Origin of the sequence: Christensenella minuta (genome assembly GCF_003628755.1) — a bacterium.
GTDB lineage: Bacteria > Bacillota > Clostridia > Christensenellales > Christensenellaceae > Christensenella > Christensenella minuta.
In genome coordinates this window covers 1,234,634-1,249,423 of record NZ_CP029256.1, presented here as the reverse complement: position 1 = coordinate 1,249,423, position 14,790 = coordinate 1,234,634, and the positions used below count along the sequence as shown (strand labels likewise).

The following is a 14,790-nucleotide window of genomic DNA, read 5'->3' as shown; positions in this document are numbered from 1 at the left end:
AGGTGGTCGATATGCCATTTATCGCACCTGAGTTAATCATTCAGGCGAAGCAGATGGACTTATTAACCTACCTGAAAAATTATGAACCGTATGAGCTGGTTAAGTTTTCAGGTAACACCTATTGCACCAGAACCCACGATAGTTTGAAGATTTCAAACGGGAAATGGATATGGTGGTCGAGAGGTATCGGTGGCAGGAGTGCTTTGGATTATCTGATTAATCCTATGCCACGCTTGCGAAGCTGAACGGGCAGGATTGGAAAGAAATGAGCTTTGTTTCGCTGTCCGGGGTTTATTCTCCGGCAAAGAAAATTGAGGACAGTAAAGTGCCGATTGCACTGGAAAAGTATCTTGGCAGTAACCCATCTGTCAGGAAAATCCGTATCCATTTTGACAATGATATAGCGGGCAGAAAGGCAGCACAGACCTTAAAAACCATTCTGCCGGATAAGTATGAAATCGTTGATGAGCCACCAAAAGCAGGTAAGGACTTCAACGATTTTCTTTGTATGCGGATGGGCATTTACAATAAAAAAACACACGAAAGGAATGAAGAACGATGAATGATTCTAAGATTAAAGTTCTCTTGGTAGAACCGGAAAAGTACCCGAAGGAAATTGTAATCGACGACAGTCTGGAAGCAATGCAGGAGGTTGTCGGCGGGGATATTGAGGAATATATGCCCTATGACGATGATGTTGCAATCATCTGTAATGAGGAAGGAAAGATGAGAGGACTTCCGCTTAACCGTGCAGTTTATGTGCAGGACAATGATAAGAAAGAGATGGTAGATATTATCTGCGGCAAGTTCTTTATCTGTTATGCACCGCCTGAGAGTGAGAGTTTTCAGAGCTTGCCGGACGATATGATGAAGAAGTATAAGGAACAGTTCAAGTATCCTGAACGCTTTTCTAAGGATGTGGGCGGCAATATCGTGGCTGAACCTTTTAAGCCGAAATCAAAGGATTATGAGAGATAGTAGACTGAGAACGGGGCAACCCGGAGGAGATGTTTATTCTTAGCGAGCAGACCATTTGGATAAACACAGTTTCCCAAACGGTAAAAGGCTCGTTAGGGGTTGCCCCTAATACCCCGTGAGAAAGGAGAACTTGATTTGAGAGAGTTATTACTTATCGCCGCCGGAACACTGTTCGGCAGTTGTCTTGGCGTTACGATGATGTGCTTATTCCAGATTAACAAAGATTGCAGAATAAAGAGAAAGGAAGATACCGATTATGAGAAAGAGAAACATTCAGAAGATTGTACGCTTTAACCGCAAGGAAGCACAGGACTTGGCAGCAAAGGCAAAGAAGGCTTGTCTTTCCGAAGCCGGACTTATCCGTTTACTTATCAGAGGTTACGAGCCGAAAGAGAAACCCGATGACCGCTTCTATGATGTGATGAGGGAACTTTCCTCTATCGGTAATAACATCAATCAGCTTGCGGCTAAAGCAAATACGCTTGGTTTCATTGACGCACCTATGCTGAAGAATGAAGCTGCGAAGTGGAATAAGTTCCAGTCAGAGATTGAGAGGACATATCTTCGTCCAAATCAGAGCGAAATGAAATGGCAGTAACAAAGTTGTGGTCGGTAACAGAAAGGCTCGGTCAGGTCATTGACTATGCGACCAATCCGGAAAAGACTTCTGCAAAAATCAAAAGGGAGTTTTCGCCGGAACAGTATCAGGCTCTTGCAGATGTTATTGCTTATGCAAAGGACGAGGAAAAAACAGAGCGTGAGTTCTATGTTGAGGGTATCAACTGTAATGTAGCGATTGCCCGTGACCAATTCATAACGGTTAAGGAGCAGTACCAAAAGACAGACGGTATCCAAGCCTATCACGGATATTTGAGTTTCAAGGAAACAGATATATCTCCTGAGATGGCACAGAAAATCGGAATGGAATTTGCAAATGAAGTGTGGGGTGAAAGATTTCAGGTCGTTGTGACAACCCACCTGAACACAAAGCACCTGCATTGCCATTTTGTCATCAACTCTATTTCTTTTGTCGATGGCAAACATTTGTGGGGAGAGGAAAAAGCGTGGTTCAAATTCCGAAAAGTTGCAGACAGAATTTGTGAGAAGTACGGACTTTACTATGACCCGAATCCGAACCGCAGTAAGCAGTCGGATTATCTGACGATGAAAGAAAAGGCAGGTATGCCGACACTCTATTCGGTTGCAAAAGAAGCCATTGATTATGCTATCGACCATAGCAAGACCCTGAAAGAATTTCAGTTTGCTCTCAAGGAAATGGGATATGCCTATAACCTAAGTCCAAGCCGAAAATACTGGACGGTCATTCCAAAGGGATACGATAAGCCGATACGACTGAAAAATCTCGGAGCAGATTATACCAATGACCGGATTGTAGAGCGTATCAAAGAAAATCGTGACAGATGGGCAGAGATTGAGCCGTTCCAGAGGGCGACTTATAAACCAAGACAGTACCGTATGCAGACCAGAGGGCAGAAGCTGAAAAAGAAAGGCGGACTTTATGGGCTGTATCTGTATTACTGTTACAGACTCGGTTATCTGCCAAAGTATAAGAAACAGAATAACGCAAGGCTTCATTATCTTTTGAAAGATGATTTGATGAAGCTCGATAAGATTACTGATGAAGTAAGGCTGCTCGGACGAGAAAATATTTCCACGGACGAACAGCTTTTTTCATATAAGACTTCCTTAGAGGAGCAGATGAAAAATCTGATTGCCGGAAGAACACATCTCCGAAAAAAGATAAGAACAAATATTGATGATGGTCAGCTTCAGGCGGCAAAAGATGAAATCGCTTCTATCAATGGAGAATTGAAAAAACTCCGACGGGAAGTAAAACTCTGCGAGGATATTGCGGAGAGGTCAAAGGTTATGGAAGAAAACCTTGAGCATATCGAAACAGAGGAACAAAAACAGCAGAGAAAGGAGAAATCACGCTATGAACAACGGTGGTGACGCAGCAGAGCAGGTCGTTAGGCTTTCGCTTGAAGGCTTTGAAGTTGCTGCAAGATTAAGCGGTTCGGCGGCGAAGAATATCGCATTGCTTTTGGTATCGGTTCTGAAGCAGGAACAAAAGACGAAGGGCAAAGCAAGGCTTACCAATATGATTAAGTCAGGCAAGGAGCTGAAAGTCTTTTCCATTCCGCAAAAGGATTTGAAAAAGTTTACCGAACAGGCAAAACGCTATGGCGTTCTTTATTGTGTCCTCAGAGATAAGAACACAAAGGGAGAGAACGCTCCGGTAGATATTATTGCAAGAGCAGAGGACGCTTCTAAAATTCAGCGTATCGTTGAAAGATTTGAACTTGGCAAGGTGGATAAGGCTTCGATTGTCAGTGAAGCAGAGAAGGCTATCGCAGACCGTGAAGCGGTTGAGAAAGAAAAGCCGACTAAATCCAAGAGTGAAATCATTATGGAAGAAGCGGTCAGAAATCCAATGCAGAAAGAGGAGCGAGCAAACGCAAACCCCTCAGTCGCCAAAACAGACAAAAGCCCTCTGTCAAGGCAAAACTCAGAGCCGGTAGAAACGCAATCTGATAAGGGTGTTGCAAAGCCAGTGGAAAAGCCATCGGTCAAAGAGAAACTTGACCGTTACAAGGCACAGGCAAAACAGCAAAAAGAAGCAGAGCGTAAAGAGCCGGAGGTTAAGAAAGGCGGCAAGAATCCGCAGCAGAAAAACGGTCAGACGGTACACCGTCAGCCGAAGAAGAAACCCAAAACAAAAGAGAGGTAATTCACTATGACAAATGATTTCAAACCCGCAAAGGCTGGCGGTAATCAGCCAAGATTATCCAAAGAGGAGTATGCAGAAAAGAAGCGAGCAGAAAAAGAAAAAGTCTATCAGATGATTGATGATGCTGCCCGTGAGATTGTGAGTGACCCTGAGAAGTTCAAGAACTTTCTTGATACGCAGAGTCGAATGGACAGATATTCCGCAGCAAATGCTCTCCTTATTTACAGTCAGTATCCGCAGGCGACACAGCTTAAAGATTTTGATGATTGGGGTAAGGACAATGTGAAGATTACCAAAGGGGCAAAGAGTATTTCTATCCTTGAACCAGTGGAATACACAAGAGCAGATGGTTCTCCGGGTATTTCCTACAATGTCAAAAAGGTATTTGATGTTACGCAGACAAATGGAAGAAAAGCTCCGGCAGTATCAGCAAACCGTGACCCGAAAGCACTTATCACGGCAATGCTTGATGTATCTCCGGTGGAGGTTTCGGCAACCGATGAACTTCCGTATCCGAATATGGCAGCTTTCTATAATAATGAAAAGCAGACCTTGTATGTGAAACGTAATGTGGGCGACAGCGTAGCAGTTGCTCAGTGTGTCGCTCAGGAACTTGGACATGCACAGCTTTCCATCAACAGCGAAAGTTACAGCCGCAGGGATATGGGCTTTCAGGCAGTGTGTATCGGATATATGATTTGCAAGAAGTATGGCGTAGATACACAGAATTTTGCAATTAACCGTATTCCGGAGGGACTGGCTTCCAAAGAGCCGAAAGAAATCCGTGCGGAGCTTTCCAAGACACGAAATGCAATGGCAGAAATTCACAGTCATATCTCTGATGAAATGTTCCGCAAGAAGCAGGAGCGTTCAAAGGACTATGAGAGATAACGGAGGGCAGATATGGAAAAAGAAAAACTCTACCACATTGCTTTGGACGATTATGAACACGGTGTTGTCATTCGCTCCTTAAACGATGAGAAAACAAAGTTGATGGAGGAAGGTAAGTCGGCAGACGCAGTAGACGACCTGCTTGTAAAAGTCGGAAATGCCCCATTGAAAAAGTTCAAAGTGATTGAAAGGAAACGCTCAGATGAAGCGAGATAATGACAGGCAGACTGCCATTATTTTATCCATTGTCGGTATCGTTCCGGTTATATGGCTGTCACTTCTGATTGCACCTTCCATAAGCGGAGGATTGCCGGAGATAGCAGCCAATCTTGCGACACTTTTTGATAATCCATTTTCCATAAAATTATGTGGGGACAGCTTAAAAACTGTCCTCATTTTGCTTTTATGCTATGGAATGGGTATCGGGATTTACTTTTCGACAAGAAAGAATTACCGCAGACGAGAAGAACACGGTTCTGCCAAATGGGGCAATGTCAGAGCCATTGATAAAAAGTACCGACAAAAGCCACTATCAGAAAATAAGCTGATGACTCAGAATGTGTGCATTGGACTTAATGCCAAGAAGCACAGACGAAATCTGAATACGCTTGTGTGCGGTGGCTCCGGTGCAGGTAAGACGAGGTTTTATGCAAAGCCTAATATTATGAATGCTGCCAGAAACAGCTATGTGATATTAGACCCGAAAGGGGAAATCCTGCGAGATACGGGACGTCTTCTTGAGAAGAAAGGTTACGAAGTGCGTGTGCTTGATTTGATTTCAATGGAGAAAAGCCATTGTTACAATCCGTTTGTATATTTGCAGAACGACAATGATGTGCAGAAGCTCGTAACAAATCTTTTCAAGAGTACCACTCCGAAAGGTTCACAGAGCAATGACCCGTTTTGGGATACGGCAGCGTCAATGCTTCTGCTTGCACTTGTATTTTATCTGCACTATGAAGCACCGCCGGAAGAACAGAATTTTGCAATGGTAATGGAAATGTTAAGAGCCGGGGCGATTGAGGACGAGGACGACCCAAGTCCTTCTCCGCTTGATAATCTGTTTTCAGATTTGATGATAGATAACCCTGACCACATTGCTTTGAAGTATTACCACTCTTATCATTCCGGCTCTTCCAAAACATTAAAATCCATACAGATAACCCTTGCAGCAAGGCTTGAAAAGTTTAACTTGGAAAGTCTTGCTGCTCTTACTTCTGCCGATGAACTGGATTTACAGTCACTCGGAGAGAAAAAGGTGGCACTGTTTGCACTGATACCGGATAACGACTCCAGTTTCAACTTCTTGGTATCCATTCTTTACACACAGCTCTTTCAGCAGTTGTTTTATGCAGCCGACCATATCCACGGCGGCTGTCTGCCGATGCCTGTTCATTTTATGATGGACGAATTTGCCAATGTTTCACTGCCGGACGACTTCGACAAGATACTGTCGGTTATGCGTTCCCGTGGTGTATCGGTAAGCATCATCTTACAGAACTTGGCACAGCTTAAAGCCTTGTTTGAAAAACAGTGGGAGAGCATTGTAGGTAACTGCGATGAATTTCTTTACCTCGGTGGAAATGAGCAGTCAACCCATAAATATGTGTCGGAGCTGTTGGGCAAGGAAACCATTGATACCAACACGTTCGGAAAAAGTACCGGAAGAAGCGGTAACTATTCCACCAACTATCAGATAAGCGGCAGAGAGTTACTTACCCCTGATGAGGTGCGTATGCTCGATAATCAGTACGCTATTTTGTTTATCCGTGGGGAAAGACCCATTATGGATTTCAAATATGACATTATGAAACACCCGAATGTGGCACTTACCACAGACGGAAAGGCGAGTCCTTATAAGCACGGAGAAGTCACAAAAGATATTGCTTCGATTGCCATTTGGGACATTGACCCTGCAACACTTCCTGAAAAGGAAATGGAAGAAACGAACTGGGAACTTCTTTCCGATGAGGAGATGGAAGCTCTGTTCATAAACAATCAAACAAATTAAATTTTGGAGGTATTCAACTATGACTATTTTTAAGAAAAAAGCAACTGACATTCAGGAAACAAAGAAACTGCCTATGACCGGAAAGGTTAAGAAAGGCTTCCGTGCTTACTGCACAATGGTCATTGTCGGTGCGTTGGCACTTGGAATGACAACGACTGCATTTGCAGCGAATGACCCGCTTACCGTAGTCAATAATCTGTCCGATTTTATCTTCGGACTTATCCGTGCCATCGGTATGATTTTACTTGGCTTTGGTATCGTGCAGGTCGGTCTTTCACTCAAATCTCACGACCCTTCTCAGAGAGCCAATGGCTTCCTGACTCTTGCGGGTGGTGTCATTATCACTTTTGCGAAAGAAATCCTTACTCTTATCACAGGCTAAGATAAGAGTTACACAGTTATCGAGGGGTGTGCCAAGTTAAGGTACACCTCTTAATTGTAAGGAGGTGCTTTGAATGAGTGATAACTGGGTAGTTCAAAATCTTGAAAATGCCCTTGAAACTTGGAATGAAAAACTGTCGGAAATATGGACACTCATCACAACTACACCGCAGAACTTTAAGGGCGGGAATATCTGGAAGGTTATCGTTGACATCAATGGTGCGGTTCAGGCTATCGGGCTTGCCTTACTTGTATTGTTTTTTGTGATAGGTATGGTAAAGACCTGCGGAAGTTTTACAGATGCGAAGAAACCGGAACACGCACTGAAACTCTTTGTTCGTTTTGCATTGGCGAAAGGTGTTATCACATACGGAATGGAGCTTATGCTTGCTTTATTTAATATCGTGCAAGGGACAATTTCAACCATTATGAATGCTGCCGGATTTGGAACTCCGGAACAGACGACCTTGCCCGCAGAGATGATAACGACCATAGAGGACTGCGGATTTTTCGAGAGTATTCCCTTGTGGGCGGTAACGCTTATCGGAGGATTATTTATCACGGTGCTGTCGTTTATTCTGATAATGACGGTGTACGGAAGATTTTTCAAGTTGTATATGTACACAGCACTTGCACCGATACCGCTTTCCACATTTGCAGGAGAACCGACACAGAATGTCGGCAAGAGTTTTATCAAGAGCTATTGTGCCGTTCTGCTTGAGGGAGCAGTCATCGTACTTGCTTGTATTATTTTTTCCGTATTTGCTTCATCGCCGCCAGTGGTTAATCCTGACGCAGCAGCAGTTACGCAGGTGTGGGCATATATCGGGGAATTGGTATTTAATATGCTCGTTCTTGTCGGTGCAGTGAAAATGTCTGACCGTATTATCCGAGAGATGATGGGACTTTAAGGAGAGATTTTGAGATGAACCAAAGAGATTGTAAGAAATGTGTTTACTATGGCGGTAAACGGAAGGGCAAAGTCTTTTGCCTGAATGATAAATGCGTGAGGGAGAAAGACCGAAATCGCAGGAAAGGAAACAGATATGGAAGTAAAAATTAACCGAGAAATCAGAAATTATACAGAGTCAATGTTTTTTGGACTGTCGCTCAGACAGTTCATTTTTTCTGTTCTCGCTTGTGGCGTTGCAGTAGGACTGTATTTCTTGCTCAGACCGTATGTTGGCACGGAAACCGTATCGTGGGTGTGCATTTTGGGTGCTGCTCCGTTTGCGGCACTTGGTTTTGTGAAGTACAACGGTATGACCGCAGAAAAAGCAATTTATGCGTGGATAAAGTCGGAGTTTTTAATGCCGAAGAAGTTGGTATTTCACTCCACCAATGTTTATTACGAACTGATGAAGCCAAGCATTGAACAGAAGCAGAAGGAGGTATTGAAGTCAAATGATTAAGACTCTTACGAACCTGTTTAAGCAGGATAAAGAAAAATTTGTTGTACCGAAAGGGGTGCAGGACGTGATTCCCGTGGCAGCTATCTTTGATGATGGCATTTTCAAAGTGGGAAAGGATAAATATTCAAAGACCTACCGCTTTACGGATATTAACTATGCAGTGGCGAGCCGTGAGGATAAGGAAGCGATGTTCCTTGAATATTCCGAACTTCTGAACTCTCTTGACAGTGGTGCAACGACAAAAATCACAATCAATAATCGTCGGCTCAACAGACTGGATTTTGAGCAGACAATCCTTATTCCGACAACCGGAGATAATCTGGACGAGTATCGAGAGGAATACAACAAAATGCTTCTTGATAAGGCAACGGGTGCAAACTCCATTGTTCAGGATAAGTATATTACCATTTCCATCAACAAAAAGAGTGTGGAGGACGCAAGAACTTATTTTGCCCGTGTCGGTGCAGATTTGATTGCTCACTTCGGCAGGCTTGGAAGTAAGTGTGTGGAACTGGAAACAGACGAAAGACTTCGTATTTTCCACGACTTCTATCGTGTGGGAGAAGAAAGCTCTTTCCACTTTGATATTAAGGAAACAAGAAAAAAGGGACACGATTTTAAGGATTATATCTGCCCCGACACAATGGAATTTGAAAAGGACTATTTCAAGATGGGAAACCGTTATGGAAGAGTCCTTTTTCTTCGTGAATATGCGTCCTATATCAAAGACAGTATGGTAGCGGAACTTACGGATATGAACAGAAATCTGATGATGTCTATTGATATTGTTCCTGTTCCGACTGATGAAGCAGTAAAGGAAGCAGAAAACCGTCTGCTTGGTGTGGAAACCAATATTACAAACTGGCAGCGTAGGCAGAATGCCAATAACAACTTCTCTGCAACTGTTCCGTATGATATGGAGCAGCAGAAGAAAGAAATGAAAGAGTTCCTCGATGACCTTACGACCCGTGACCAGAGAATGATGTTCGCTGTTATCACAATGGCTATTACAGCAGACAGTAAGGAACAGCTTGAGAATGATACGGAAGCATTGCTTACCACAGCAAGAAAACATCTTTGCCAGTTTGCAACACTGAGATTTCAGCAGGTAGATGGACTCAACACGGTAATGCCGTTTGGAACAAGAAAGATTGATGCGTTCAGAACACTTACAACGGAGAGTCTTTCGGTATTTATCCCATTCAGGGTGCAGGATATTTTCCACGAGAACGGTATCTATTACGGTCAGAATGTTATCAGCAAAAATATGATTATCGCAGACCGTAAGCAGCTTTTGAATGGTAACTCCTTTATTCTCGGTGTATCCGGTGGCGGTAAGTCATTTGCGGCAAAGGGAGAAATCATCAATCAGGTGCTTTCTTCAGATGCGGATATTATCATTATCGACCCTGAACGAGAGTATTCACAGCTTGTCAATGCGATGGGCGGAGAAGTAATCAATATTTCTGCTACTTCCGACAATCACATCAATGCAATGGATATGAATAAGGATTACGGCGACGGTGCAAACCCTGTCATTTTGAAATCTGAGTTCATTATGTCCCTTTGTGAACAGCTCATCGGCGGAACAAATCTCGGAGCAAAGCAGAAGTCTATCATTGACCGTTGCACGGCAAGCGTGTACCGCAGTTATCAGCAGAATGACTATCAGGGACATATACCGACCTTGCAGGATTTCAGGGCAGAACTTTTGCAGCAGGACGAACCGGAAGCAAAGGAACTGGCACTTGCTATTGAGCTTTTTACGCATGGTTCTCTGAACACTTTTGCAAAGCAGACGAATGTGGATACCAATAACCGCCTTATCTGCTATGACATTCTTGACTTGGGTAAACAGCTTATGCCGATTGGTATGCTTGTTGTCCTTGACTCTATCCTGAACCGTATCACACAGAACCGTGCAAAGGGTAAGAATACCTTTATCTTCATTGATGAGATTTATCTTCTGTTCCAGCACGAATATTCTGCAAACTTCCTCTTTACCTTGTGGAAGCGTGTGAGAAAATACGGTGCATACGCAAGTGGAATTACCCAGAACGTCGATGACCTTTTGCAGAGCCACACAGCGAGAACAATGCTTGCAAACTCAGAGTTTATCATTATGCTGAATCAGGCTTCCACAGACAGGCTTGAGCTTGCAAAACTTCTGAATATTTCCGACCTTCAGATGTCCTATATCACGAATGTGGAAGCAGGACACGGACTTATCAAGGTGGGAAGTTCTCTTGTACCGTTTGCAAACAAATTCCCTAAGAACACGAAACTTTATAAACTGATGACGACCAAGCCGGGCGAAGCATAAGGAGGGATTTATAATGTCTAAAATTCAATTTCGCAATGCTGCACACAGAGATTTTGTATTGGAAAATCTGGATAAGTGTAAAGTCAATGACTGCTATCACAGAGCATTTTTCTATGTGATGGGTATTTCAGAAGAAACGAGAATGAACATCGGAAAGATGTTTGATTTCAAGAGGGACTGTATCATACCGGAAGGTATGCACGGCGGTTGGCAGACAAGTGGCACAGTCAAGGTCTGCCACCTTGCCTTTAATCTCTGGAATGGATTTACGGAAGAAGGCAGGGAAAATCTCTATACACCGGAGGAACTGTTCTGTTGCGGATATGCTCCGTATTTTATGGAGGGTATCAAGTTGAGGTATCCGGAGTATTGCAGAGATTTGACTCCACCTAAGAGAAACGATATGGAAAGGTAAGAGAAAATGAGCAGAAAAATCTATATTATTATTGCGGTGGTGTTTACGGTAGTGTTGTCTGTAAGCACCTTCTTTATTATCCGTAATCACATTGACTCTGCCAAGCAGAATGAAGTCTATGATAACCTTGCGGAGATTGTGGAGGACGAGCCGCCAAAGGAAAATGAGGGCGTGACGTTTTCGGAAGATAAGGACTATCTTGCGGAATATCTTGAACTCTATCGGCAGAATGAGGATATGGTGGGTTGGATAAAGGTTGAGGATACCAATATCAACTATCCGGTCGTGCAGTCTGTAAATGAGCCGAACTTCTACCTGAAGCACAAGTTTGATAAGACCTATTCTGCTTATGGCTGTCCATATGTGCAGGAAAATTGTGATGTGCAGAAACCTTCAGACAACATCATTATTTACGGACACCACATGAATGACGGTTCTATGTTTACGGGACTGATGAAGTACAGAAATAAAAGCTTTTGGGAAGAACATAAGGATATTACTTTTGATACACTGACGGACAGACACCAGTATGAAGTGATTGCAGTCTTTAAGACGGTTGTTTATACAAACAGCTCCGATAGCTTTAAGTATTATGAGTTTACGGACGCAGAAAATGCGACAGAGTTTGATGCGTATGTTGCTAAGTGCAAGGAACTTTCTCTGTATGATACCGGAGTATCGGCAGAGTATGGCGACAGGCTGATTTCTCTTTCTACTTGTGAATATTCAAGAAGCAATGGCAGGCTTGTTGTTGTCGCTAAGAGAGTGGATTAAACCCCACTCTCTATTATTTTTCGAGAAAGGAGGAAACCGATGGCTGATATAAAAACAAGAGATACAAGCAAAGGTACAATCAAGACCATAAATAAGGCAGCAGTTGCCACGGAGCGAATGAAGAAAGCCTATGTGATGACGAAAGATAAGGCAGAACATTCCACCAACGCTTCGGAAAATTCCGCAGAGGAATATGCTTCCGATAAAATCGAAGCGGCAACGGATAGGACTGTTCACGAAACGGCATACCGTGCGGATAAAGTCGGCAGATGGGGTGTGCGTGAAACAAGACAGAATTATCAGAAAGCCAAAAGGGGAATTGAGAATTTCAAGACCAAGCGTGCAGAGAAGCAGCTTCAAAAACAATCGGTCAATCCTGTCGGAAAACAGAGCATCCGAACTCTGGAGCGTACGGAGAAAACAATTAAACAGTCTGCAAGGTCGGCAGGAAATACGACAGTCAAGACCGTATCGAAAGGTGCAACCAATACTGTTCAAAGGTCGGTTAAGACTGCTGAACAAACGGCAAAGACTTCTATTAAGACCACAAAAGAAGCTGCCGTTATAGCACAGAAAACAGCAAAAACAACAGCCAAAGCAACACAGAAAGCGGCTCAGGCGGCAAAGAAAGCGGCGAAAGCCACAGCAGATACCGTCAAAGCGACAGCGAAAGCTACTGTTGCGACAGTCAAAGCGATTATTGCAGGGACAAAAGCACTTGTAGCAGCAATCGCAGCAGGCGGTTGGATAGCGGTGCTGATTATTATGATTGTCGTATTGTTTGGTGCTGCCGTAGCAATGTTTGGAGGAGGAAGTGACAGTAATTCCTATACTCCGGTAAGTGCAGAGGTAGAAGCCTATGAACCTATCATACAGAAGTATGCCAAGGAGTACGGCATTCCTGAGTATGTAGAACTTATCAAGGCGGTTATGATGCAGGAAAGCGGCGGCAGAGGACTTGACCCTATGCAGGCAGCAGAAGGAAGTTTCAATACGAAGTATCCGCACGAACCTAATGGAATTAAAGACCCTGAATATTCTATCCAGTGTGGTGTTCAGGAATTGAAAGCGGCTCTTACCTCGGCAGAGGTGGAAAGTCCGATTGATATGGAGCATATCAAACTTGCCTTGCAAGGCTACAACTTCGGTAATGGATATATTTCTTGGGCAAAAACGAATTACGGCGGTTATTCTTATGCCAATGCAGTGGAGTTTTCCACTCAGCAGGCACAAAGGCTTGGTTGGGACAGTTATGGAGATACCCAATATCCGGCTCACGTTCTGAGGTACTATCCGTATGGGCGAGCCTTTACTGCCGGAGGTAATCAGGCGATTGTTGAGGTTGCCTTGACACAGCTAGGCAATCAGGGCGGACAACCTTACTGGAGTTGGTACGGCTTTAACAGTCGAGTGGAATGGTGTGCCTGCTTCGTATCTTGGTGTGCTGACCAATGCGGGTATATTGAAAGCGGACTTGTTCCGAAATTTGCAGGTTGCGTGGATGGTGCAAACTGGTTTAAGTCAAATGGGAAATGGCAAGACCGCACTTATGAACCAAAGGTAGGAGATATTATCTTCTTTGATTGGGAAGGCGACGGTACAACAGACCACGTTGGTATCGTAGAGAAGTGTGAGAATGGCACAGTTTATACCGTAGAGGGCAACTCAGGCGACGCCTGCAAGCAAAGACAGTACGCAGTCGGAAGCAGCAATATCTATGGATACGGTATTCCGGCATATTAAAAATTCCAGACGGTGTCTGGAAAATTGAAAAGATGGCTGCTCAGTTGAGTAGCCATCGGGTACATTATGAGAAATCAGTTGTTTCTCTGTTATTCAGGAAAATATGGTGTGTGTGATAAGTGAAGCTGAAAAGCATATCGGCATTTTCTTTGCTGCCGTCTAAAAAGGAAATATCATCGGCAAGGATAAAAAGAATTGCTAACAGCTTCTTGATATATCCAGTGTAGCAGGCATAATCTACATAGATGTTGGCGATATATCCCTCGGCAAATTCTATCAGGTCAGCGTCAATTTCAAAGCTATTGGATAGTTCGTAAACGGTTTTGATAAATTTATCCTTGTCAGCAATTCGCTCTTTACTTGGAACACTTCTGCGGTTCTTCTGTATAAATTTAAAAAAATCATCAGCTTCCGTAAAGTCGGGAGTGACTGAGCTGTCAGTTCCCAAATCTGTTTTGTAATCCTCAAATTTCTCTTTTTCAAACCGATTACTGAATATTATCTTTTGTTCGTCCATTCCTTTTACCCCTAAGTTTATTCTATGGAGATTGTTTAACTTGGCTCTTGGGTTGTGATTTGTCTTTCGCCATTAACAATCGTGAATTACTACTTTTATAGTATAACATAAAAATAGTTGGGAATCATCACTAATAGTTGGTTTGACTTCCTTTGGGTGCGTGTGATTTGAAATCGACTTAACCTATACTATTAGTTATGGAAACACACTAAGGGAGGTGATGTGATGAAGCTCGATACAATCGGCAAGAATATAAGAAAGTTCCGACTTGCAAGGAAATTACGCCAAGAAGATTTGGCTGAGAAAACAGATTTGACAACAAATTATATTGGTATGGTTGAGCGTGGAGAGAAAATTCCGTCACTCGAAACTTTCATAAAGATAGTAAATGCTTTAGGTGTATCATCGGATATGGTTCTTACAGATGTTCTGGAAACGGGATATACAGTCAAGAACTCAATGCTGAATGAGAAGCTTGAAAAACTTGTTCCTGAAGATAGAAACAGAATTTATGAAGTCATAGATACACTTGTGAAGCAGTCAAAGCAAATACTTCCATAAAACACAGAAGTTCGTCCTAATCGACGAGCTTT

17 protein-coding genes and 1 pseudogene are annotated in these 14,790 nt (G+C 43.2%); 17 read left to right on the top strand and 1 reads right to left on the bottom strand.

The window, feature by feature from the left end:
* The first annotated feature begins 11 nt into the window (after nt 1-11).
* From B1H56_RS05995 to B1H56_RS05920, 16 genes and pseudogenes are all read left to right on the top strand, one after another.
* Nucleotides 12-562 (top strand): annotated as a pseudogene (locus B1H56_RS05995) (toprim domain-containing protein).
* The gene (locus B1H56_RS05990; protein WP_066517847.1) at nt 559-978 is read left to right on the top strand and encodes a DUF3846 domain-containing protein; all 420 of its coding nucleotides are present in this window, start codon (nt 559-561) and stop codon (nt 976-978) included. The pseudogene B1H56_RS05995 and the gene B1H56_RS05990 overlap by 4 nt, the downstream one beginning before the upstream one ends.
* A gap of 99 nt (nt 979-1,077) precedes the next feature.
* Nucleotides 1,078-1,272, top strand: a complete 195-nt coding sequence (locus tag B1H56_RS15145) for a DUF3789 domain-containing protein (RefSeq protein WP_118143148.1) — start codon at nt 1,078-1,080, stop codon at nt 1,270-1,272.
* Nucleotides 1,235-1,576: a plasmid mobilization protein gene (locus B1H56_RS05980; protein ID WP_002594670.1), complete on the top strand. Its 342-nt coding sequence runs from the start codon at nt 1,235-1,237 to the stop codon at nt 1,574-1,576. Before B1H56_RS15145 ends, B1H56_RS05980 begins: the two co-directional genes overlap by 38 nt.
* Complete coding sequence (locus B1H56_RS05975; protein WP_066517850.1) at nt 1,567-2,952, top strand: relaxase/mobilization nuclease domain-containing protein; 1,386 nt, start codon at nt 1,567-1,569, stop codon at nt 2,950-2,952. The genes B1H56_RS05980 and B1H56_RS05975 overlap by 10 nt, the downstream gene beginning before the upstream one ends.
* Nucleotides 2,936-3,730 carry a PcfB family protein gene (locus tag B1H56_RS05970; RefSeq protein WP_066517854.1) on the top strand — a complete coding sequence of 265 codons (795 nt, stop codon included), beginning with the start codon at nt 2,936-2,938 and terminating at the stop codon, nt 3,728-3,730. Before B1H56_RS05975 ends, B1H56_RS05970 begins: the two co-directional genes overlap by 17 nt.
* A gap of 6 nt (nt 3,731-3,736) precedes the next feature.
* Nucleotides 3,737-4,621 (top strand): LtrC-like protein, encoded by an 885-nt coding sequence (locus B1H56_RS05965; RefSeq protein ID WP_066517861.1) that lies wholly within the window; start codon nt 3,737-3,739, stop codon nt 4,619-4,621.
* Between the two features lie 12 nt (nt 4,622-4,633).
* The gene (locus B1H56_RS05960) at nt 4,634-4,837 is read left to right on the top strand and encodes a hypothetical protein (RefSeq protein ID WP_008789327.1); all 204 of its coding nucleotides are present in this window, start codon (nt 4,634-4,636) and stop codon (nt 4,835-4,837) included.
* Complete coding sequence (locus tag B1H56_RS05955) at nt 4,824-6,632, top strand: VirD4-like conjugal transfer protein, CD1115 family (protein WP_066517864.1); 1,809 nt, start codon at nt 4,824-4,826, stop codon at nt 6,630-6,632. The genes B1H56_RS05960 and B1H56_RS05955 overlap by 14 nt, the downstream gene beginning before the upstream one ends.
* 19 nt (nt 6,633-6,651) lie before the next feature.
* On the top strand, nt 6,652-7,014 hold the full coding sequence (locus tag B1H56_RS05950; RefSeq protein WP_015512775.1) for a hypothetical protein: 363 nt from the start codon (nt 6,652-6,654) through the stop codon (nt 7,012-7,014).
* A gap of 73 nt (nt 7,015-7,087) precedes the next feature.
* Nucleotides 7,088-7,924, top strand: a complete 837-nt coding sequence (locus B1H56_RS05945; protein WP_066517865.1) for a VirB6/TrbL-like conjugal transfer protein, CD1112 family — start codon at nt 7,088-7,090, stop codon at nt 7,922-7,924.
* 135 nt (nt 7,925-8,059) lie between these two features.
* Nucleotides 8,060-8,425 (top strand): PrgI family protein, encoded by a 366-nt coding sequence (locus B1H56_RS05940; protein ID WP_023920514.1) that lies wholly within the window; start codon nt 8,060-8,062, stop codon nt 8,423-8,425.
* A complete protein-coding gene (locus B1H56_RS05935) occupies nt 8,418-10,748 on the top strand; it encodes a VirB4-like conjugal transfer ATPase, CD1110 family (RefSeq protein ID WP_066517872.1) in 2,331 nt (776 codons plus the stop codon). Before B1H56_RS05940 ends, B1H56_RS05935 begins: the two co-directional genes overlap by 8 nt.
* A gap of 13 nt (nt 10,749-10,761) precedes the next feature.
* Entirely contained in the window at nt 10,762-11,163 is a 402-nt protein-coding gene (locus tag B1H56_RS05930) for a DUF6075 family protein (protein ID WP_002594682.1), read from the top strand.
* Nucleotides 11,164-11,169: 6 nt separating this feature from the next.
* Nucleotides 11,170-11,937 (top strand): class B sortase, encoded by a 768-nt coding sequence (srtB, locus tag B1H56_RS05925; protein ID WP_066517875.1) that lies wholly within the window; start codon nt 11,170-11,172, stop codon nt 11,935-11,937.
* Nucleotides 11,938-11,976: 39 nt separating this feature from the next.
* On the top strand, nt 11,977-13,680 hold the full coding sequence (locus B1H56_RS05920) for a lysozyme family protein (protein ID WP_066517878.1): 1,704 nt from the start codon (nt 11,977-11,979) through the stop codon (nt 13,678-13,680).
* Nucleotides 13,681-13,744: 64 nt separating this feature from the next.
* Here B1H56_RS05920 and B1H56_RS05915 read toward each other — a convergent pair whose 3' ends face one another.
* The gene (locus B1H56_RS05915) at nt 13,745-14,197 is read right to left on the bottom strand and encodes a hypothetical protein (protein WP_015530028.1); all 453 of its coding nucleotides are present in this window, start codon (nt 14,195-14,197) and stop codon (nt 13,745-13,747) included.
* A gap of 225 nt (nt 14,198-14,422) precedes the next feature.
* On the opposite strand from B1H56_RS05915, the gene B1H56_RS05910 reads away from it, so the two are divergent.
* Nucleotides 14,423-14,758, top strand: coding sequence for a helix-turn-helix domain-containing protein (locus tag B1H56_RS05910; RefSeq protein ID WP_055215124.1), 336 nt, complete (start codon nt 14,423-14,425; stop codon nt 14,756-14,758).
* Nucleotides 14,759-14,790: the final 32 nt, after the last annotated feature.